At 69.5% G+C, this 20,748-nt stretch carries 20 protein-coding genes; 16 read left to right on the top strand and 4 right to left on the bottom strand.

Annotation, left to right across the window (positions count from 1 at the left end; translation table 11 throughout):
* Positions 1-12: 12 nt before the first annotated feature.
* The 5 genes from D7Y21_RS01495 to D7Y21_RS01475 all read left to right on the top strand — a co-directional run bounded on the left by D7Y21_RS01495 (position 13) and on the right by D7Y21_RS01475 (position 6,073).
* Positions 13-1,497: a hypothetical protein gene (locus D7Y21_RS01495; protein WP_121710778.1), complete on the top strand. Its 1,485-nt coding sequence runs from the start codon at positions 13-15 to the stop codon at positions 1,495-1,497.
* A gap of 448 nt (positions 1,498-1,945) precedes the next feature.
* The gene (gene lpxC, locus D7Y21_RS01490; RefSeq protein WP_120564081.1) at positions 1,946-2,890 is read left to right on the top strand and encodes a UDP-3-O-acyl-N-acetylglucosamine deacetylase; all 945 of its coding nucleotides are present in this window, start codon (positions 1,946-1,948) and stop codon (positions 2,888-2,890) included.
* A 56-nt stretch (positions 2,891-2,946) separates the two neighbouring features.
* Positions 2,947-4,041, top strand: a complete 1,095-nt coding sequence (locus tag D7Y21_RS01485) for a thioredoxin domain-containing protein (RefSeq protein ID WP_121710776.1) — start codon at positions 2,947-2,949, stop codon at positions 4,039-4,041.
* Between the two features lie 28 nt (positions 4,042-4,069).
* Complete coding sequence (locus D7Y21_RS01480; RefSeq protein WP_121710773.1) at positions 4,070-5,308, top strand: DUF4388 domain-containing protein; 1,239 nt, start codon at positions 4,070-4,072, stop codon at positions 5,306-5,308.
* 126 nt (positions 5,309-5,434) lie between these two features.
* Positions 5,435-6,073, top strand: a complete 639-nt coding sequence (locus tag D7Y21_RS01475; RefSeq protein ID WP_120564193.1) for a hypothetical protein — start codon at positions 5,435-5,437, stop codon at positions 6,071-6,073.
* A gap of 57 nt (positions 6,074-6,130) precedes the next feature.
* Here D7Y21_RS01475 and D7Y21_RS01470 read toward each other — a convergent pair whose 3' ends face one another.
* On the bottom strand, positions 6,131-7,750 hold the full coding sequence (locus tag D7Y21_RS01470; protein WP_121710771.1) for a leucyl aminopeptidase: 1,620 nt from the start codon (positions 7,748-7,750) through the stop codon (positions 6,131-6,133).
* Between the two features lie 138 nt (positions 7,751-7,888).
* Here D7Y21_RS01470 and D7Y21_RS01465 point away from each other — a divergent pair, with 138 nt between their 5' ends.
* From D7Y21_RS01465 to D7Y21_RS01455, 3 genes are all read left to right on the top strand, one after another.
* Positions 7,889-8,785, top strand: a complete 897-nt coding sequence (locus D7Y21_RS01465; RefSeq protein ID WP_121710769.1) for a hypothetical protein — start codon at positions 7,889-7,891, stop codon at positions 8,783-8,785.
* A gap of 128 nt (positions 8,786-8,913) precedes the next feature.
* On the top strand, positions 8,914-9,696 hold the full coding sequence (locus D7Y21_RS01460) for a sulfite exporter TauE/SafE family protein (RefSeq protein ID WP_120564086.1): 783 nt from the start codon (positions 8,914-8,916) through the stop codon (positions 9,694-9,696).
* Positions 9,693-10,172: a hypothetical protein gene (locus D7Y21_RS01455; RefSeq protein WP_233611909.1), complete on the top strand. Its 480-nt coding sequence runs from the start codon at positions 9,693-9,695 to the stop codon at positions 10,170-10,172. The genes D7Y21_RS01460 and D7Y21_RS01455 overlap by 4 nt, the downstream gene beginning before the upstream one ends.
* A 35-nt stretch (positions 10,173-10,207) precedes the next feature.
* Here the strand turns inward: D7Y21_RS01455 and D7Y21_RS01450 are convergent, their stop codons facing one another.
* From D7Y21_RS01450 to fabF, 3 genes are all read right to left on the bottom strand, one after another.
* Entirely contained in the window at positions 10,208-11,077 is an 870-nt protein-coding gene (locus tag D7Y21_RS01450) for a tetratricopeptide repeat protein (RefSeq protein ID WP_121710765.1), read from the bottom strand.
* Position 11,078: 1 nt separating this feature from the next.
* Complete coding sequence (locus D7Y21_RS01445) at positions 11,079-12,683, bottom strand: short-chain fatty acyl-CoA regulator family protein (protein WP_121710763.1); 1,605 nt, start codon at positions 12,681-12,683, stop codon at positions 11,079-11,081.
* 315 nt (positions 12,684-12,998) lie between these two features.
* The gene (gene fabF, locus D7Y21_RS01440) at positions 12,999-14,249 is read right to left on the bottom strand and encodes a beta-ketoacyl-ACP synthase II (RefSeq protein WP_120564090.1); all 1,251 of its coding nucleotides are present in this window, start codon (positions 14,247-14,249) and stop codon (positions 12,999-13,001) included.
* 80 nt (positions 14,250-14,329) lie between these two features.
* Between fabF and D7Y21_RS01435 the strand changes: the two genes are divergently transcribed.
* From D7Y21_RS01435 to D7Y21_RS01400, 8 genes are all read left to right on the top strand, one after another.
* On the top strand, positions 14,330-14,854 hold the full coding sequence (locus D7Y21_RS01435) for a PaaI family thioesterase (protein WP_120564091.1): 525 nt from the start codon (positions 14,330-14,332) through the stop codon (positions 14,852-14,854).
* A gap of 5 nt (positions 14,855-14,859) precedes the next feature.
* Complete coding sequence (locus D7Y21_RS01430) at positions 14,860-15,507, top strand: TetR/AcrR family transcriptional regulator (protein ID WP_121710761.1); 648 nt, start codon at positions 14,860-14,862, stop codon at positions 15,505-15,507.
* Between the two features lie 73 nt (positions 15,508-15,580).
* Entirely contained in the window at positions 15,581-17,002 is a 1,422-nt protein-coding gene (locus tag D7Y21_RS01425; protein ID WP_233611907.1) for a hypothetical protein, read from the top strand.
* 94 nt (positions 17,003-17,096) lie between these two features.
* Positions 17,097-17,723, top strand: coding sequence for a YceI family protein (locus D7Y21_RS01420; protein WP_121710759.1), 627 nt, complete (start codon positions 17,097-17,099; stop codon positions 17,721-17,723).
* 57 nt (positions 17,724-17,780) lie between these two features.
* Complete coding sequence (locus D7Y21_RS01415) at positions 17,781-18,032, top strand: hypothetical protein (protein ID WP_120564094.1); 252 nt, start codon at positions 17,781-17,783, stop codon at positions 18,030-18,032.
* A gap of 107 nt (positions 18,033-18,139) precedes the next feature.
* Positions 18,140-18,988 carry a DUF692 domain-containing protein gene (locus tag D7Y21_RS01410; protein WP_120564095.1) on the top strand — a complete coding sequence of 283 codons (849 nt, stop codon included), beginning with the start codon at positions 18,140-18,142 and terminating at the stop codon, positions 18,986-18,988.
* Positions 18,985-19,722, top strand: a complete 738-nt coding sequence (locus tag D7Y21_RS01405) for a DUF2063 domain-containing protein (protein WP_121710757.1) — start codon at positions 18,985-18,987, stop codon at positions 19,720-19,722. The genes D7Y21_RS01410 and D7Y21_RS01405 overlap by 4 nt, the downstream gene beginning before the upstream one ends.
* Positions 19,723-19,855: 133 nt before the next feature.
* Positions 19,856-20,419 (top strand): chalcone isomerase family protein, encoded by a 564-nt coding sequence (locus D7Y21_RS01400; RefSeq protein ID WP_120564097.1) that lies wholly within the window; start codon positions 19,856-19,858, stop codon positions 20,417-20,419.
* Positions 20,420-20,748 lie beyond the last annotated feature (329 nt).

Raw genomic sequence — 20,748 nt, 5'->3', positions numbered from 1 at the left:
CCACTTTCCGCCATGAGCCAAGCCTCCGCGCCCGCCGTGCCCACGGTCCTCCCCAGTCCCCGCGACTACTACGGCGACCTGATGCGCGCCTCGCAGGCCACGCGCGCGGGCTTCCTCGCCGAGCGCGAGCGCTGGCTCCGGGGCGTCCCGGTGGAGGGCCGCGAGGAGCTGCTCTTCGAGTTCGAGATGTGGCTGCGCGCCGTGGAGCGCTACCTGAACCTCCACAACTCCGTGGTGGATGCCCGGGCCCGGCCGCTCGTCACGCGCGACTTCCACGAGGAGCTGGTGGACGTGCGCGACGCCATGGAGCGCGCCGTGCGTGTCGCCCGGCACCTGCAGGATCCGGACAGCGACCCGAAGATGGTCTTCCGCAAGTACGTGGAGACCCAGCTCGCGGACGACCGCGTGCGCCGGCTGCTCATCGAAGAGGAGTTGGATCAGGAGACCCCGCCGGAGAGCCTCTTCGTCGTGCGCGAGGCGTTCGACGCGCTGAAGAACCTGCTCGACAACCTGCTCCAGCTGCCGCTCATCGGCCTGTCGCTGTTCCAGGACGTGGGCAAGCTGACGCTGCGGGAGATCGTCCTCAACCGCTACTTCCGCCCCTTCCGCCCGCTGGAGTTCCGCGTCGAGTACGACCGGCTGCGCTCCGTGCGCCTGCTGGACGTGCTGGGCACGCTGCCCGCGGACACGCGGCCCCTCTTCACCACCGCGTTCCTGGGCCTCTTCCGCGTGCTGCACTACCTGACGCACGTGGATCCGGAGTCGCAGCCGCCCGTGCCGCGCCGCGTGCGCGTGCTCCTGTCGCTGGTGCGCGGTGAAGTCTCCGCTGTCGCCAGCTACCTGCACACGGAGCTGTCCCCCAAGGCCGGCCCCAAGCACCTGCAGGCCGCCACGCTGCGCGCCGCGCGCGACCTGGCCCGCGAGACGGACCGCATCTCCCGCGAGGTGCTGGTGGACCTGGACCGAGACCCCGCCGCCCCCCTTCGCGCCGCGGAGGCCTTCACCACGCTCTTGCGCCAGCAGGTCGTCGCGCTGGTGGACGCGCTGGCCCCCAACGGCTCGCTGGGGGATGAGGCCTTCGGCCACCTCACCAGCGCCCAGGACGCCGCGCTGCGCCTGCGCAAGGACCTGTGGGTCTACGCCCAGCTGTGCCGCGCCGCCGAAAGCCACCTGCGCTCGGAAGACGTGCCCGCCGCCGAGTGCGTGCTGGAGGCCCTCAAGTCGTTCCTCGACTACTTCCACGACGGCGGCTACCAGCTGCTGCGCTACGCGGACTACGACGCCTTCGACCGCTTCACCTCGCTGCTGGTGGAATTGCCCTGGCCCCCGGAAGGGCCCGGCATCCGCAGCCGCCTGGCGGAGGACCTCCGGCGGTTTTCACAGACGCTGGAGACCACCTTCCACGCCGTCAGCCGCCGTTCGCTCCTCCAGGGTCGTGGCTTCGACCGGCCGGACGCGGAAGCCCTGCGCGACCGCTTCCTGCCGCCTGCTCGCTGACCCACCCTCTCAGTCACGATTCCCGTCAAGCCCCGGACTCCCGGTATGTCCGGGATGTGCGTTTGCTTCCGGGCACTCGCCTGCGATAGAGACGCGCCCCTGTCACATGGGTGACACGCACTCCCGGTTGGCGCGAAACCATTCGGGGGCCCTGGAGTTCGAAGGATGAATTCCGGACATCGCTGTCACGGTGGGAGGAGCAGTGGTGGGTTTCCCAAGAGGGGTGTCCGGGCCCCAGCCCAGGCCATCCCCCGTCCCTGAGGCCCTTGTGCCAGCAGTTCCAGGGGGTTGGGAAGGGCAGGGCCACCCCATCAGGCAATTCTTGTGTCACGGCCGCGTGGCATGTTGATTGCTCCTATGTGCAGCGCGTCAGACCGCCGTGGAACGGCCTGACGGGGCCATACCCCGCGTATGTCAGTACGAAGCAGTCCCTAGAGGCGACACCGACATGCTCCAGTTCAACGACTTCCAGCGCACCCTTTCCCAGCCGGCCATCTGCCGCGGTGTGGGGCTCCACTCCGGGTTGCCCGTGACGCTGACCCTGAAGCCCGCGCCCGCGGGGCATGGCATCGTCTTCGTCCGCACGGACCTGGAGCGCCCGGTGAGCATCCCCGCGCTGGCGGAGTACGTGGTGGACACGTCGCTGGCCACCACCCTGGGCCGGGACGGCGTGAAGGTGGGCACGGTGGAGCACCTGATGTCCGCGCTGGCGGCGCTGGGCATCGACAACGTGCGCGCGGAGCTGGACGGGCCGGAAGTGCCCATCATGGACGGCAGCGCGGCTCCCTTCACGCACGCCATCATGGAGGCCGGTTCGCACGAGCTGGACGCGCCGCGCGAGTACCTGGTCATCAAGAAGAGCGTGGCGGTGACGGACGGCGACAAGCAGGCCTCGCTCACCCCCGCCCGGCGCTTCCGCATCAGCTGCACCATCGACTTCGAGCACCCCGTCATCCAGGGCCAGTCCTTCGACGTGGACGTGAACGACCGGGGCTTCTCGCGTGAAATCTCGCGCGCCCGCACCTTCGGCTTCCTTCGCGACGTGGAGAAGCTCAAGACGCTGGGCCTGGCGCGCGGTGGTTCGCTGGAGAACGCAGTCGTCGTGGACGAGGCCGCCATCCTCAACCCGGACGGCCTGCGCTTCCCGGACGAGTTCGTTCGCCACAAGATTCTGGACGCCATCGGCGACGTGTCGCTGTTCGGCCGGCCTGTCATTGGCCACATGACGGCGTTCAAGACGGGCCACGCGCTCAATCACAAGCTCGTGCGCAAGGTATTGGCGGACCCCTCCAGCTTCGACATCGTCACCGCGCGCCGCCGGGACGTGGAGGGGCGTGAGCCGGGCCGTGGAAGCCTCGCGGGCGCGTTGGAGCTGGAGCCCCTGGTCGCCTGAACGACAGACTGGCAATTCCTTGCCAGTCCCGAGGACCTCTATTAAGTCGGCGGGCTATGTCCATGCGCTCTACTCGCATCGCCCTGGCCGCCCTCCTCGCGGCATCCCTCACCGCCGGCTGCAACAAGGAGAAGGCGCCGGCCAATGCCCAGGCGCCCGCCGCGCAGGCCCAGGCTGGCAATGCCGCCGAGCCGTCGCCGGACACCGTGGTGGCCACCTTCGGCACCAACCAGAAGGTCACCTTCGGTGAGCTCAACGAGCGCATCAAGGAGCCGCTGGCGAACCTGGACAAGCAGAAGTACCAGCTGCGCAAGCGCGGCCTGGAAGGGCTCGTCACCGAGCGCCTGGTGAAGGAAGAGGCGACGAAGCGCAACCTCACCGAGGAGCAGCTGCTCAAGGCGGAGATCGACGACAAGATCCCCGCGCCGCCGGAAGAGAAGATCAAGGAGGTCTTCGAGGGCGCCAAGGGTCAGCTGCCCCCGGGCGCGACCTACGAGCAGATGAAGCCGCAGATCGTGGACTTCCTGTCCGGCCAGCAGAAGCAGGAGCAGGCCCAGAAGTTCTTCGACTCGCTCCGCGCGGGCGCCAACGTGAAGTACGAACTGCCCGAGCCCCCGCGCCCGCCCGCGGAGCGCAAGCAGGTCGCCGCCACCGGCCCGTCCAAGGGCCCGGAGAGCGCGCCGGTCACCATCGTGGAGTTCAGCGACTTCCAGTGCCCGTTCTGCAGCCGCGCCATCGGCACGGTGGACGAGGTGACGAAGCTCTACGGCGACAAGGTGCGCCTGGTGTTCCGCCAGTTCCCGCTGGACTTCCACCAGCAGGCGCAGAAGGCCGCCGAGGCCTCGCTGTGCGCGAACGAGCAGGGCAAGTTCTGGGAGATGCACGACAAGCTCTTCGCCAACCAGAAGGCGCTGGGCGTGGATGACCTGAAGAAGTACGCGGGCGAGCTGAAGCTGGACACGGCCAAGTTCAACACCTGCCTCGACTCCGGCGCGACGGCCGCGCAGGTGAAGGCGGACATGGCGGACGGCTCCAAGGTGGGCGTCAGCGGCACGCCGGCGTTCTTCATCAACGGCATCATGCTGTCGGGCGCGCAGCCCATCTCCGAGTTCAAGAGCGTCATCGACGATGAGCTGAAGGGCGCGAAGTAGTCCGGCAGCACCTGCAGGGAGGGATGCGGTGGCGTCCAAACCCAGGGCCACGCCCCGCGTGAGCGGTGAGGCGGCTTCGCTCGAACTGGAGCGGCCGCTCGCCGCTGTCGTCTCTCCCACCCGGCCCCTTTCGGCGCACTTCCTGGCGCCGGAGGGGCTGGTGCTCCTCCCGGAGTCCCACGGCGCGGCCGGCTTCTTCGCCGGCAGCCTGGGGACGCTCTCGGTCGAGGAGGTGTTCGCCCAGATTCTCTCGGGCATCCGCACCGGACAGCTCGTCGTGCAGCACGGCAGCGTGCGCCGCACGGTGGCCTTCCGCGACGGGCAGGTCGTGTTCGCCACCTCCAGCGAGCGCTGGGAGCGCCTGGGCGCGGTGATGGTGCGGCTGGGGCTTCTGACGGAAGCGCGGCTCACCCAGGCGCTGGCGCAGGTGACGCCCGCGCGCCGCATCGGCCAGGTGCTCACGTCCCAGGGGCTGGTCTCCGAGGCCAGCCTCTACAGCGCCATGACGTTCGTGGTGCGCGAGGTGGTGCTCAACCTCTTCGAGATGGTGGAGGGCAGCTTCCTCTTCCTGGAGGCGAAGTCCCCCGCCGTGGACGCGGTGAAGCTGCCGGAGCGCACGCGCGACCTGGTGCTCACCGGCATCAAGCGCGCGGAGGAGACGGGCCGCCTGGGCCGCCGCTTCCCGGACGACATGCGCGTGACGCCCGGCCCCCAGGGCGCGCTGCCCGGCGAGGAGGCCCTGTTCGCGAAGCTGGGCGAGGGCACGACGCTGGGCGCGCTCCGGGCCGCCTACGCGGGCAGCCAGTACGCCTTCTTCAGCGGTGTGGAGGAGGCGGTGCGGGGCGGCCACCTGTCCGTCCAGGCCGCGGAGCCGGCTCCTGCCCCGGGCCCTGCGGTGGAGGGCATGGCCTGGGAGCTGTTGTCCGCGGAGGAGCGCTACAACCTCCTCCTGTCGCTGGTGCACCGCGCGCTGCGCGAGGCGGGCCGCGACGTGGACCTGCTGCGCGGCTTCGTGGAGTCGCCTCCGCCGGGCCTGGAGGAGGCCTACCACGGCGTCACGCTGGGGCCGGACGGCCGGGTGGACGTGGCCCGGCTGCGCGCCAACGTGTCCACCAGCGGCGGTGAGGCGGTGGGCCGGGCCATGGCGCTGGAGGCGCTGGACGCGTTCGTGTCCTACGCGCTGTTCTCCGCGCGCAACGTGCTGCCCGCGGACGTGGCCGAGCGGCTGGCCAACACCTACCGCACCCTCCAGGGCGGCCTGTCGTAGGGCCGGGCCCGGGCGCGAAGTTTCCTCCGTCTGACAGCACACACCGCCCCCGTGTGCCCCTGGCGGGCCCGGAGGTGGGTGTCCACGTTCCTCCCCACGGCTGGCGGCTGGCGGGGGACGAGCGACATGGGCGCGATGCGGATGTTGGGTTGGGGAGTGCTTCTGCTGAGCACGGCGTGTGGCGCGTCCCGGACGGCGGTGACGAAGGCGGAGCCCGGCACGGGCGGTTCCGGAGCGGCGTCGGACGAGTCCGCGGTCGCGTCCACCACGCGGCGCTACGTGGACGAGGACCTGGGCTTCGAAATCATCCGGCCCACGGCGGAGTGGCAGCTGGATGAGACGAACGAGCGCACCCCGGAGGGGCTGGCGATTCCCGTCATCCTGCGCCACCGCGTGACGGGCGCGCAGGTGGTGCTGCAGGTGGCGCCCGGCGTGGCCACGCCCGTGCAGTTCGCGGAGCGGCTGACGCAGGGGCTGCGCCAGCAGCCGGGCTTCACCACCACGGATCCGCAGCCCATCGCGCTGTCGGACAATGCGGTGGGGTTCGACTTCCAGGTGGGGGAGGGCGTGCGCGGCAAGGTGGCCGTGCGCGAGGGCAACTCCGGCCGCGTGTTGATGATGCTGGCCACCTGGCCCACGGATGCCACCGCTGGCATCACGGAGAGCGTGGACGCCCTGATGGCGGGCGTCCGTCCACTCCCGGAGCCGAGCGTGGCGGTGCGGGGACCCCGCGCGCCTGAGAAGGAGCCCGGCGACCCGCGCTAGCCGGCGCGAGCAACCGGGCCCCGAGGCCCCACGCGGGGCCCGGAGGTTCCACGGGGACTACGCGCGGGCCGGCTTGCCCCTGGCGGCCTTCGAAGCCTTGGCGGCCTTCGGGGCCTTCGCGGGCGCCTCGGCCCTGGTGGGCTCCGGCTGCGAGGCGATGCGCGCGGCCTGCTGGCGCACCAGCTCCACCAGCGTGCGCGCGCCTACGCCCGTGCCGCCCTTGTTGAGGTAGCCGCGCTCCTTGGGGCTGTTGGACGGACCGGCGATATCCAGGTGCACCCAGGGCGTGTCGCCCACGAACTCCTTGAGGAAGAGGGCCGCGTTGATGGCGCCGCCCCAGCGCTCGCCGGAGTTCTTCATGTCCGCCACTTCCGAGCGCAGCGCGTCCTTCTGCAGGTCGCTGACGGGCAGGCGCCACATCTCCTCGCCCGCGGCGCGCGCGGCGGTGAGCACGCTGTTCACCGTGTCGTCGTCGTCGCCGAAGGCGCCCACGATGTAGCTGCCCAGCGCCACCATGCACGCGCCCGTGAGCGTCGCCAGGTCGATGATGGCGGACGGCTCGTGCTCGCCGGCCCAGGTGAGCATGTCACCCAGCACCAGGCGGCCTTCCGCGTCCGTGTTGGTGATCTCCACCGTCTTGCCGGAGCGCGCGGTGAGGATGTCACCCGGCTTGTACGCCGTGCCGGACGGCATGTTCTCGCACGCGCCGATGAAGGCGTGCACGGGGAAGGGCGGCTTCACCACGGAACCGATGACCTTCATCGCGGCCAGCACCGCGGCGGACCCGGCCATGTCCGTCTTCATCTCCACCATGCCCTCGGTGGGCTTGAGCGACAGGCCGCCCGAGTCGAACGTGATGGCCTTGCCCACCAGCGCCAGCGGGGCGCGCTTCGCGTCCTTCGTGTTCTTCGGCGTGTAGACCAGATGGATGAGCCGCGGCTCCTGCACGCTGCCGGCGGTGACGCCCAGGAACATGCCCATGTTCAGGCGTTCAATCTCCTTGCGCCCGCCAATCTCCGCCGTGAGCCCGCCCTCCTTGGCGGCCTGCTGCGCGGCCTGCGCCAGCTTCGTGGGCGTCACCACGTTGGGGGGCTCGTTGACCAGGTCGCGCGCCCAGTTGACGGCCTCCGCCAGCTTCAGGCCCAGGTGGAGCGCGTCGTCCAGCGCGCGCGACTTCTCCGTGCCCTCCGGCAGGGACAGCGTGGCGCGGTTCAGCTTGGGGCTGCCCTTGTCCTCGCGCGCGGAGGACTTGTACTTGTCGAAGCGGTAGACACCCAGCTCCAGGCCCTCCACCACCGCGCGCACGGCCAGCGCCGCGTCGTCCGTGGCGGGCACGCGGAAGCCGATGGCGGTGGACTTCAGCCGCTGCGCCGTCTTCGCCGCGCGGCCCGCGGCCAGCCGCAGCACCTCCGGCTGGAAGCGCGCGCGGTTGCCCAGGCCCAGCAAGAGGACGCGGTCCGCACCCAGCTTCCCCAGGGTGTGCACCAGGAAGGACTGGTCCACCTTGCCCTTGAAGCCCTCCTGGGTGGCGGCGGCGCGCAGCTTGCCGTCCAGCGCCGAATCCGCGGCCGTCAGCGGCGCGGGGGCGGAATCACCCAGCTCGCCCTCGAAGAGGGGGATGACGAGCAGCTCACCGCTCACCGGCGCGGCTTCACCGGAGACGAGACTGAATTGCATGGCGACTTGGACTCCTGGACAGAGGGAGGGGGTGATCCGAGGGGCGTGACTGTAGACGCGCCGCGTGTTGCTCGCAAAGCGCTGGTTGCCACTCGGGCATTGCAATGCCCCGGCGCGCTGGATAGCTGTGCACTCCCAATGCCCACCCTGTTGCTGCATCTGACGGCCATCGAACGGTTGGCGGCCCACCCGGACGGGCTCCCCTCCGACTGGGTGCGTGCGCTGTCCGAGGACCTGCCGTACGCGCGCTTTGGCGCGGCGCTGCCGGACCTGCCGCTGTGCGCCGGCGTGCGCGGGGGCCTGGGGGTGATGATGCAGCCGGAGGCCGGCTGGCCCCACTTCGCGCGGCTGTACCACGAGCGCGCCCCGGTGGGCCTGGGCCTGAAGATGGCGGAGCTCGTCGCCTCCGGCGCCCTCGTGGGCACGGAGGCGGGCCTGGCCATCCTCGCGGGGTATTTCATGCACCTGAGCCTGGACCGGCGCCTCCACCCGCTGGTGGACCAGCTGGTGCTGCGCCACCGCCGCAAGGGCGAGCGGGCCTGGGACGCACGGCGTCAGGTGGAGTGGGCCCAGACGCTCTTCTTCCTGCGCCAGCAGGACGGCACGGATGGCGTGGGCACCGCCCGCATCCGCGAGAAGTTCCAGGTGGTGAAGAGCTCCGGCATCCCGCTGCGAGGCATTGGCCGGGGCATCTACGAGCTGGTGCGCCTGGCGTCGCAGGACCGCGTGGGACAGGCCCCCACCAAGGCGGAGCTGGATGGCTGGGTGCGCGGGCTCTACGTCTCCGGGCTCTTCCTCTCCAGTCCGCTGGGCCGCATGCGGGCGCTCCCGGCGTACTCGCAGCTCTCCTTCCAGGAGCTGTACCGCAATGATCACTTCGACTTCGCGGTGGAACTGGACGCCGCGCTGGAAGTGACGCGCGGGCTGATTCGCAGACTGCACGGCTACATGGCGCGCGGCACCTACACGCCGCGCACACGCGCGCGCTTCCTGGAGGAGTTTCCAGAGGGCACGCTGGGCGCCACCGCCGCGTAGTGAACGGATGCTCACGGCCCGCGTCGCAGGGCCGTGTCCGCGTGCAGGGCATCCAACCGATCGAGCAGGTTGCCCTCCAGGGCGTGGCGCTATCCGAAGCGGGGAGTGCCTCCTATCCTCGATAGGGAATGACGGTCTTGCTCCTCATGGCGGCGGGTGTGTTGGCGGGTGGGCTGGGGGCGCTCCTGGGCATCGGGGGCGGCATCGTCCTGGTGCCGGTGCTGGTGTTGGGATTCGGAATCCCGCTGGAGCAGGCCGTCCCCGCGAGCCTGATGTGCGTGGTGGCCAACTCCTGCGCCGCCGCCGCCAGCTACGTGGAGAACAAACTGAGTGACCTGCGGCTGGGGCTCACCCTGGAGCTGGCCACGGTGATGGGCGCCATCGTCGGGGGGCTGGTGGCGGCCTTTGTCGCGGAGGCGATGGTGGCCGTGGTGTTCGGCCTCTTCACGCTCTTCGTCGCGCTGCAGATGCTGCTCATGCGCCGCCCCGTCCAGGAGCCGGCGACGGCGGCCAACTACGAGCCCGGCAACTACCCGCTGGGCATCTCCGGCTCCTTCGTGGCGGGTGGGCTGTCCGCGCTCTTGGGCGTGGGCGGCGGCCCGCTGAAGGTGCCGCTGATGACCTACGGCATGCGCGTGCCCTTCAAGGTGGCCAGCGCCACCAGCAACCTGATGGTGGGTGTCACCGGGGCCGCCAGCGTCGCGGCCTACGCGTGGCGCGGCCAATTGAATCTCGGGCTCGTGGCGCCGTTGGTCGTAGGGGTGCTGGGCGGCGCGTCCGTGGGCAGCAAGCTGATGCTGAGGACCCCGACCGCGGTGCTCAAGAAGCTCTTCGCGGCGGTCCTGTTGATTGTGGCCGGACAGATGTTGTGGAAGGGAGGGGAGGGGCTGTGGCCGAGCGTATGGAAATGAGTGAAGCGGAGCCTGAACCACCCGGTGTCCATCCGTCGATGATGGTGCCGGAGGCAGGACCCCCACGTCGCAACGTGCAGGCGACGTCGGTGGCGTTGGACGCGGAGTTCCACGAGGAGCTCCCGCGGGAACCCATCACCCAACCGGAGGTGCTCCCACGTGAGCGCCGGGGGGCCAGGAGGCTCGCCGCCGGAGAGCGATGGATTGCCCGCATGCTGCGCACCGGGGCCATCACCAGTGGCTGCATGTTCGTCACGTCGCTCGTGCTGGAGTTGCTGCCGCGCGACGAGTCCGTGCACGTGGCCATCGACCTGTTGCGCAAGGGCGCGGCGTCCATGCTGCTGGTGACGCCGGTGGCGCGGCTGGCGATGGCGGGAACGCTGCTGGGCCTGCGCGGCGAGTGGCGTTACGCCGCCATCGCCGCGGGTGTCATCGGGTTGCTCGCGCTGGCGGTGGGCGCGGGCTTCCAGGCCTGAAGAGGCGTCAGACGCGAGTAAGACCGCGCGCGGGGCTACACGCCGCGCGCGGCGAAGTGCGCGAGGACGTTCTTCACCTTCGCCACTTCATCGTGCTGCTTCAGGTCCTCGTACATGGGCAGCACTGACTCGAACTGCTCGCGGGCCGCGGCGTAGTCCTGGAGGTAGTAGCAGGACAGCCCCAGGTCCCAGCGCGCGCGGGCTTCGTAGACGTGGTCGTGCAGCTCGCCGTACACGTCCACCGCGCGCAACAGGTGCGGCCGCGCGTTGTCGTGGTGGCCCAGCAGACCCTCGGACTCGCCCAGCAGCAGGTGCCCCAGCGCGAGCGCCTCCGCGTCCTCACCCTGCTCCAGCAGCGGCACGGCCTCCAGGAAGCGCTTGCGGGCGGGCTCGTACTCGCCCTTGGCCATGCGCAAATCGCCAATGTCCAGCAGCAGCCGCGCGATGCGCTCGGTGTTGCGCGTCTGGCGGTAGAGGATGAGCGCCTCCTGGTACTTCTCCTCGGCGCCGTCGGCCTCGCCCATGGCGCGCAGGGACTCGCCGATGCAGGCGCGGGTGAGCGCCTCGCCCTCGCGGTCGCGCGCCTCGTTGAAGAGCAGGGCGGCGGTGGCCATGTGCTCGATGGCGCCCTTGTGATCCTCGAAGTAGGCCTTCACCACGCCCAGGCCGAAGAGCGCCTGCGCCTGGCCGGGCTTGTTGCCCGCGGTCTTGAAGAAGCCGAAGGCCTCCTCGTAGTGCTCGCGGCTCGCCGCGTGGTCCTCCAGCATCCCGTACAGCTCCGCCAGCGCCACCAGCCCCTGGCCCACCTCGGAGGGCGAGCCGGTGATGCGCAGCGGGGCGAGCGCGTTCTTCTGCTTCTGGATGGCGTCTGTGATGTGGGCGCGTTCGTTGTCGGACGGGTGCATGTCAGTTCTCGTGAACCTTGCGGCGCCGGGCGCCCCTGTCCAGCGAATCGTGCTTCTCGCCCCCTTCAGCGCCGTTGCCATCGGGCTCGGCGTTTCCGTTGCGCTCGGCCTTCTCCTTCTCGTGGACCAGCAGCGGGGAGAAGAAGCAGTCCTTCTTTGTGTACTCGTCGAAGGCGAACGCGAAGCGGTAGCTGGCCGCCGCGCGCTGGTTGCAGTCCGTGCGCTCGCAGAAGCGGCAGGAGATGCCGCTGGGGATGGCGTCCTTGCGCAGGTCGTTGGTGGGCAGGCCGTACGCCAGGTACTTCGCGTTCTCCGCGTGCGTGCCCAGGCCGATGGAGTACGCCGTGCCCTTCACGATGGAGCCTTCAATGGGCTGCAGCTGCACCTTCGCGAAGCAGAAGTACGTCGTGCCGTCCGGCATGATGGAGTACTGCCGCGTAATCTGGGACGGGTTGAGGAACGCCAGGTGCACCGCCCACTTCGCGCAGGAGCCGCCGCCGGACGCGAAGCGGATGCCGGTGCCGCTGTAGCGCTTGGAGATGTTCCCCGCGATGTCCGCGCGCAGGAAGTGGAAGGGCAGTCCCTGGCGCTTGGGGTCGGACAGGTTGCAGATGCGGTGGGCCACCGTCTCGTAGGTGGTGCCGAAGATGTTGGAGAGCAGCTCCACGTCGTAGCGCGTGCGCTGCACCTCCTTGAAGAACTCGCCGTAGGGCAGCATCAGCGCACCGGCGAAGTAGTTCGCCAGGTTGACCTTGATGAGGCGCTCCGTCTCGCCGTGGCGCATGCGCCCGGCTCCCAGGATGCGCTCCACCAGCTTCTCGCGGTCCATCACCATCAGGCCAATGGACGCGGCCACCTGGAACTTCAGCGGCTGCTCCGTGAGGTCCGGCGACAGCGTGAGCGTGCGCGTGTCCAGATCCAACCGGCGCACCACGGACGAACCGCTGGCCGCGCGTTCAATCTGCACCTTGAAGTCGAATCGCTCCTCCAGCATGCGGATGATGTTGCTGCTGGTGAGCTGCTGCTCCAGGCGGAAGTCGCGGCGCAGCCCTTCCGCCTGCTCCTCCAGCTCCGGGAAGTAGTTGCGGTGCTTCTCCAGGAAGTCGCTGACCTCGTCGAAGGGCGAGTAGTCGAAGCGCACGCCCGGCGTGCTGCCCAGCCCGGAGGTGGAGCCCTGCGTGCGCGTGCGCTCCTCCACGTTGAGCTGCGCGAGCACGTTCTCCAGCTGCGTGCGCGTGTTCTTGTAGAGGTTGAACAGCGCGGCGACGGTGCCGGCCAGCTTCGGCTCCGCGGACAGCGACTGGAGCGACTCCGAGTCGATGTCCAGGCTCTTGAGCAGCGGTTCATCCAAGAGCTTCGCCAGGGCCTCGTCCACGCGGCCTTCGCCCAGCGTGGACATGAACTGCTCGGGGTCCTGTTCGAAGTAGCGCAGCGCCTTCCACAGCAGCGGGAAGGGCATCACGCGCTTGCCCTTCTCGATGAGGTTCAGGTACGCGGGCGAGACACCCAGGTCCTTCGCGGCGTCCGCCTGCTTGATGTTGCGTTGCAAGCGCAGGCCTCGAAGCTTCAGCCCCACGTTCGCGTTCAGCGCGTTGTCGTTGTTCATGGCTCCAACCCCCGGTGGGCCGCGTCAGGAGCCGCGCTCCGACACCGGGTCTCTGGATCCACTCTGCAAACCGATTTACCGATTTGCAATCAACGTTTTCGGATCGCCGCAGCGCTGTCCCGCAGGCGACGCGCGAAGGGTTGACTGCCCCCACCCTGGCCTTGCAGGGACGTAATCCCATGTAATCACAGGGCTTTCAGGCAGTCCCCGTGTGCGGCGGTGGCGCTCGCGCACCGCGTTGTCAAGCCTTGACTGACGCGGCGCGGCGTGGCTGGGGAAAAGTCAGTAAACGGGCGCCAGATTTTTTACAGAGAATTAACGCGTTTCCGGGAGTCGCTGGAAGACGAGCGCGACGTTGGTGCCGCCGAAGCCGAAGGAGTTGCTCATGACGGCGTTCACGCGCGCCTCGCGGGCGGTGTTGGGCACGCAGTCCAGCGGGATGCGCGGATCCTGATTCTCCAGGTTGATGGTGGGGGGCAGCACGCCGCGGGTGAGGGCGAGGATGCTGATGACGGCCTCGGCGGCGCCGGCCGCGCCGTTCATGTGGCCCGTCATGGACTTGGTGGAGGATATGGCGAGCGACTTCGCCGCGTCGCCGAACACCTTCGCGATGCCCTCCATCTCCAGGAGGTCGCCGATGTCCGTCGAGGTGCCGTGGGCGTTGAGGTAGCCGATGTCCGCGGGATTGAGGCGCGCATCCTTGAGGGAGGCCTTCATCGCGCGCTGGGCGCCCTCGTGGCCGGGCGCGGGCGAGGTGACGTGGTAGGCGTCGGAGCTGGCGCCATAACCCGTGAGCTCCGCGAGGATGCGGGCGCCCCGGGCGCGGGCGTGCTCGTACTCCTCCAGGATGAGGATGGCCGCGCCTTCCGCGAGCACGAAGCCGTCGCGGTCCTTGTCGAACGGGCGGCTTGCCGCCTGGGGCGCGTCGTTGCGGTTGGACAGGGCCTTCATCGCGGCGAAGCCGCCCACGCCCAGCATGGAGATGGGGGCCTCCGCGCCGCCGGCCAGCGCCACGTCGAACTCGCCGCGCTGGATGCCGCGCATCGCTTCTCCGATGGCGTGCGCGCTGGTGGAGCACGCGGAGTTGGTGGACCAGGACGGGCCCTTGATGCCGTGGCGCATGGAGATGTAGCCGGGCGCCATGTTGATGATCATCTGGAGGATGAAGAAGGAGCTGATGCGGTCCGGCCCCTTCTCCAGCGCCTTGCGGTGGGTCTCCTCCAGGCTGCTGAGTCCGCCGATGCCGGAGCCGATGATGGCCGCCACGCGCTCCGCGTTCTGCTCGGTGATGACCAGCCCGGAGTCCTCGAGGGCCATGTCCGACGCGGCCACCGCGAACTGCGCGAAGCGGTCCATGCGGCGCACCTCGCGCCGTTCGATGTAGTCCTCCGGGTTGAAGCCCTTCACCTCGCCGGCGAAGCGGCAGTCCAGCGCGCTCGCGTCGAACAGGGTGATGGGCCCCACGCCGCTCTTGCCATTCACCAGCGCGTCCCAGCTCTTCTCCACGCCGATGCCACAAGGGCTGATGAGCCCCGTTCCCGTCACGACGACGCGCCGCTGTTCCATCGCGCACTCCTTGACCCTGTTCGTTGAACGGGATGGTATTATGACCATCCTTCCATGAGTTCAAGCGATAGGGAGCCCCGATGAGCGAGCAGGCAGACAATCCGCGCACGCGGACGGTGACGTGGGGGGACCCGAGGGAGGGGGCCTCCGCGGCGAAGAAGCTGTCGGGGCTGGAGTACCTGCGCGCCATCCAGCGTGGTGAGCTGCCGGCGCCGCCCATCGCGGAGCTGATGGGCTTCACGCCGGTGGAAGTGGAGGAGGGCCGGGTGGTGTTCGCGGTGAAGCCGGGCGAGCACCACTACAACCCCATTGGCATGGTGCACGGCGGGCTGGCCGCGACGCTGATGGACTCCGCCATGGGGTGCGCCATCCACACGATGCTGCCGGTGGGCGCGGGCTACACGACGCTGGAGCTTCACGTGAACTACGTGAAGGGCATCGCGCACGACACGGGACAGCTCTTGTGCAAGGGCGAGGTCATCCACCTGGGTGGCCGCGTAGCGACGGCGCAGGGGCGGCTGGTGGACGAGAAGGGCACGCTCTACGCGCACGGCACCACGACGTGCATGGTGTTCCGGCCGCCGGGCGCGGGCGGCAAGGAGTAGGGGCGATGCGCTACACCGCTGAACACAAGCAGGCCACGCACGCGCGCATCCTCGCGGCGGCGGAGAAGCTGTTCCGCGCGGAGGGCTTCAGCGGTGCGAGCGTGGAGCGGGTGATGCGGGCCGCGGGCCTGACGGTGGGCGGCTTCTACGCCCACTTCACCTCCAAGGAGTCGCTGCTCGCGGAGTCGCTGCGCGCCTTCATGACGGCGCGCAGGACGCCCTGGCTCGCGGGGCTGGAGGCGGCGCGGGGCACGGAGTTCCTGGGGCGCTTCGCGCGGCGCTACCTGGACCAGTTCGACCGGGACACGGGCGATACGACCTGCATGATGCCGTCGCTCCTGTCGGACCTGACGCGCGCGGCGCCGGAGGTGCAGGCCGCGTTCGGACAGGGGTTGGAGGACCTGGTGGGCCAGGCGCAGACGCACCTCCCTGCGCGCGAAGGCGCCACGCCCCGGCAGCAGATGCTGGCCACGGTGGCGCTGTGCTTCGGAGCGATGACGCTCGCGCGCGCCACCGCGTCCCAGTCGCTGGCGGGGGAGATATTGGACGCGGCGCGCGCGCTGCTCGTCGCGGGGGCTCCGGTGGAAGGGGAGGTGAAGAAGGCCCCACCCCGGAAGCGCCGTGCGCTCGCATCGCGGAAGAAGCCCCACTGATCACTGGACGGCGGGGGAGCCGCCGTGGAGTCTTTGCGCGCCGACAACGGACCGTGGGGACGAAGTGGACGCAATGAAGATGTGGGTGGCTCGCGCGTGGCTCCTGGGGCTCGCGTTCACGCTGGGCGCGTGTGCGTCCTTGCCAGCCCCGGCTCCCTGGGAGGACGAACCGCCCCTCTCCTACCGCATCACGTACACGCGCAGCCCCACGCCGGGCCTGAACGTGGAGGTCTTCCCCTCGCGGTCGTTTCCGCCACAGTTCCTCTTTCGTCAGCCGGGACGGGTGACGTCCGTGATCGCCACGGACATCAACGGCAACCAGTTCGACATCACCCCCAGGGATGGCGCGCTGAACCTGCCCAGTCGAACGACCGTCCTCCGCTACCGCTATCCACTGGTCTCCTCTCCGGGAGAGCGCGGCCGGCACATGTTTGGAGGCATGGGGGAGGGGGACGCGTGGCACGTGGCCGGCAAGGCCTATCTGCTGACCCCTCGCCATGTGACGCCCGGCATGCGCGCGGAAATCAAGGTGTTCGGCGCGAAGGCGCTCCTGCCCTGGCAGCCCGACGACAACGGCGTCTACCACCTGCGTGGCGCGGACCTCATCGACGCGGGCTTCCATGCCTTTGGCGGCAATCGGTGCACGGCGCACGTCGGTGAGTCCGTGCTGGAGGTCGCGCTGCTGGGCCGCTTCACGCACCTGTCCGCAGGGAATCTCTGCACGTGGATCATGGAGGCCGCTCGTGAAGTGCGCACGGTGCGCAAGACCTTCCCGTATCCGCGCGTCACCGTGCGCCTCGTGCCCGTGCCTGGCAAGAGCACGCCCGGCGAATTCGGCATGACCCTGTGGAGCTCTCCGCCCAGCATCTCCATCCTCGTGGGCCAGGACGCCACCGTGGAGTCCTTCGCGAAGGACTGGGTCGCCGTCCACGAGATGCTCCACCTCACGCATCCGGCCTTCGTGCCCCGGGAGGCCTGGCTCTCCGAGGGGCTGGCCACCTATTACACGGAGATCGTACGTGCGCGTTCCAAACGTCAGACGTCCGAGCAGACCTGGCGGGAACTGACGAACGGCTTCGCGCGAGGCCAGGCCGCCGCGGGCTCACGCCCCATGAAGGAGGTCGTCGCCGAGGAGGGGAACTACATGGGCATCTACTGGACCGGCGCGCTCTTCGCGCTGCACCTGGACGTGGAGCTGCGCCGCGTGACGGAAGGCCGCGCACGGCTTGAGGACGTGCTGGAGCTGCTCGCCACGCGCGGCCCCACCGCGACGCTCGCCAGCTTCGGCAACGCCGTGGACACGGTCGCGGGCCAGCCGCTGTTCGGTGCGCTGCTCGCCCGCCATCTGCCGAAGCCCGCCTTCTCCGAACTGGCCCCCTTGCTGGAGAGCCTGGGCGTCCGAATTGACCCAGGCGGCGTCACGCTCCATGCTGCGCCGGGCAGTGTGTTGCGAGAGGACCTGGACGTCGCACGGAGCCCGAATGCCGCGAGGTAAGCACCTGGAAAAGGAAGCGTGGCGTAACCGATTCCCGGTTGTCGCGTATCGCATGCACCCGCGAGGTTCGCGGCTCCCGTAGATGAGGTCCGCCATGTTCCGCAGCGTCCTGATGCTCGCCGCCGCCCTGTCGCTGTCCGCGTCCGCCGCCGAGCCCACCGCCACCGCAGACAAGCACTTCGTCTTCCGTGATCCGAACAGCCGCGACACGGTGATGTTCGTGCTGGACGCGCCGCTGGAGGTCATCAACGGCCTGTCCAACCAGGTCACTGGCCGCGTGGACGTGAAGGGCCAGAAGGCCAGCGGCCGCTTCCAGGTGCCGGTGAAGTCCATCAAGACGGGCAACGAGACGCGCGACGGCCACCTGCAGAACGACCGCTGGCTGGACGCGGCGAAGCACCCGGACATCGTCTTCGAGTTCAAGGACGTGGCCCTGCCAGCGCCGCTCGCCAACGCGAAGCCGGTGGTGCTGAAGACGAAGGGCACCTTCACCATTCACGGCGTCACGCGCGAGGAGCCCGTGGAGGTGACGGCCACGTACCTCCAGGAGACGGCCGAGACGAAGAACCGCGCCGCGGGCGAGCTCTTGCGCGTGCGCGCGAAGTTCCAGATTCCCCTGGAGGCCTACGGCATCCAGCGCACCGAAGCGCTGCTGCTGAAGGTGGGCGAGCGGGCCGAAGTCACGGTCGACGCCTGGGGCTCCACGCAGTTCAAGCCGTAGCGATTGTTGTCAGTCCCCCGTAGTCACACCCCCAAGCGGTACGAAAGGAAGCAACACATGAACGTCAAGGCTCTTGCGGCGGTTGTCGGCACCCTGTCCCTCGGCGCGCTGGCCACCGGCTGCGCGTCCAACAAGGCGGCGGAGGGCAGCAAGGTGCACGCCGCGTCGCCGGGCGCCCCCGAGGCCTCCGAGGCCAGCACGGCCCCTGCCGCCGAGGGTGCTGCTCCCGCCGCCGCCCCGGAGAAGGGCGCCGAGGGCTCCTGTGGCGCCGGCTCCTGCGGCGCTGGCTCCTGCAGCGGCAAGAAGTAGTCATCCCCCGGGAGGGCCTGCGTGACAGGTCTCCTCCCAGGCTCGCGGGCGGCGGGAAGAGTCCTTCCTGCCGCCCGTGTTGTTTCCACCCCCAGGAGGAGCGCCGCATGCCGTCCCCCCGCTACACAGACCGCCATGGATTGAAGCCGCTGGGGGCGGGCATCGGGTTGCGCCGCGACTTCTACGAAGCGCTGCCGCGCACGCCGCGCGAACTGGATTGGGTGGAGATCATCCCGGAGAACTTCCTCACGCTGGGCGGCCGCTCCCAGCGCGCCCTGGACGCGTGCCGCGAGCGCTGGACGCTGCTGCCGCACGGCGTGGGCCTCAACATCGGTGGACCGGACGCGCTGGATGACGACTACGTCACCCGCCTGGCCGCGCTGGTGAAGCGCCTGGACGCGCCGTTCTTCTCGGACCACCTGTGCTACTCGCGCCTGGGCGGCGTGCACCTGCATGACCTGCTGCCGCTGCCCTTCACGGAGGCCGCGGTGGAGCACGTGGTGCCGCGCGTGCGCGAAGTCATGGCGCGCGTGGAGCGTCCCTTCCTGCTGGAGAACCCCAGCTACTACGCGGCCATGCCGGGCGGCACGCTGAAGGAGGCGGACTTCCTGCGCCAGGTGGTGGAGGCCTCGGACTGCGGGCTGCTGCTGGACGTGAACAACGTCTGGGTCAACGCGAGGAACCACGGCTACGACCCGCGCGCCTTCGTGGACGCGCTGCCCCTGGAGCGCGTGGTGCAGGTGCACCTGGCTGGCCACGACGTGCGCGAGACGGTCCTCATCGACACGCACGGAGACCGCGTCTGCGACGACGTGTGGTCGCTGTACCGCTACACGCTGGAGCGCACCGGACCGGTGTCCACGTTGATTGAGTGGGACCAGGCCATTCCGTCCCTGGACGCCGTGCTGGACGAGGCGGATCAGGCGCGCGCAGTGCTCGCGGAGGGTGCGCGATGAAGTCGTCGCTGAAGCACTTCTTCGACAGCATGGACGCGTACCTCGCCGGGCCGCCCGGTGCGGAGGGGCTGTTGAAGCTGTCCGCATCGCACCCCGGCTGGGACGTGGATCCGGAGCGCATGGCGCTCTACGGCCAGTTCGTGCGCGGCCACGTGCGCTCCACGCTGGAGAAGCTCTTCCCGCTGACGCGTAAGGCGGTGACGCCGGAAGCGTGGGACGCGCTGGTGGAGGGCTACACCCGCACGCGGCCCGCGCGGCACTACGAGCTCAACCGCCTGGGCGAGGGCTTCGCGCCCTTCGTCTCGGATGCCGCCGCCGAGAAGGGACTGCCGCCATTCCTGCCCGCGCTCGCGCGCTTCGAGTGGACGGACTTCGCGGTGTTCGCCTCCGAGGAGGACCTCCCGGACGCCGTGGATCGCCTGACGCCCAACCCCACGCTCACGGTGCTGGAGAATCCCTACCAGCTCTGCGCGTTCGTGCGGGCCCGGGGCGCGGAGAGCGTGCCGGCGGAAGGCGAGGAGCTGGCGCTGCTCTGGCGCCACCCGGAGCGCCTGGTGACCTTCTTCATGGCGGCCACTCCGCCCGCGTTGCTGGTGCTGAAGATGGCCGTGGAGGGCCTGTCCGAAGAGGCCGTCGTCCAGGCCACCGGCATGTCCGCCGCGGACCTCCACGCGGAGGTCGTGCGCTTCACGAAGGACGGCCTGGTGCTGGCTCCGGCATCCCGCCTTCACTGAAGAACCTGTTGTCTTTCGGGCGGTTTCGCCGCAGCACGTCAAGACCCGGATGTCCTTCATGGATCCTTTCGTGAAGACGCATGGCTAGGTTTGCGTCCAACATCGCGCAGAAACCGACCCGGAGGTTTTCCCCATGAAGAAGACGCTGACTGCCGTGCTGCTGTCGCTGACCCTCGCCGCGCCCGTCATGGCCAAGGACATCGCGGGTGTGAAGTACCCGGACACCGCCACCGTGGCCGGCAAGGAGCTGAAGCTCAACGGCGTGGGCCTGCGCAAGAAGGCCATCTTCAAGGTCTACACGCTGGGACTCTACGTGGAGAACCCCACGCAGGACGCCACCGCGCTGCTCAACGCGGACGAAGTGAAGCGCGTGCGCATGTTCATGAAGCGCGACCTCAAGAAGGATCAGATCACCGAGGCCATCGAGAACGGCTTCAAGAAGAGCGCGGGCGCGAACATGCCCAAGCTCCAGGCGCGCCTGGACGCCTTCAAGGCCGCCATCCCCGCGGAGGTGAAGGAGGGCCAGGAACTCAACCTCACCTACGTGCCGGGCAAGGGCACCACCGTGCAGGTGACGGGCGGCCAGTCCATCGACGTGGAGGGCAAGGACTTCGCGGACGCGCTCTTCTCCGTGTGGCTGGGCAAGGACCCCGTGGACAGCGGCCTGAAGGACGGCATCCTCGGCAAGGAGGACTGACGCTCCTCTCGCTTCACCTGGAGTCCTGCGCGCGCCCCCGGAGCGTCCCTTCTTCACGGAAGGGGCGTTTCGTGGGGCGTCGTCGTTTCTGGCGGCCACGCCATTGCTTCAATGGTGGACAGCGGACGGCGCCCCTGTCACACGCGCATGAGTTGACGCTGGAATGCCCCCGCGCATCAGGGGTTGATGCGCGCCGGATTCTCACCCCTTGTCCGTGCTGGAGAACGCTTTGAAGCGACTGGCCCTCTTCGCCGCCTCCTGTGTCCTTGGCGCCGCCTGCAAGACGGCGGAGCCCACCCCCGAGCCGCCACACGCGTACTGGTAGAAGT

Origin of the sequence: Corallococcus sp. AB045 (assembly GCF_003668895.1) — a bacterium.
GTDB classification, from domain to species: Bacteria; Myxococcota; Myxococcia; order Myxococcales; family Myxococcaceae; genus Corallococcus; species Corallococcus coralloides.
This window is presented reverse-complemented; position numbering and strand designations above follow the sequence as displayed.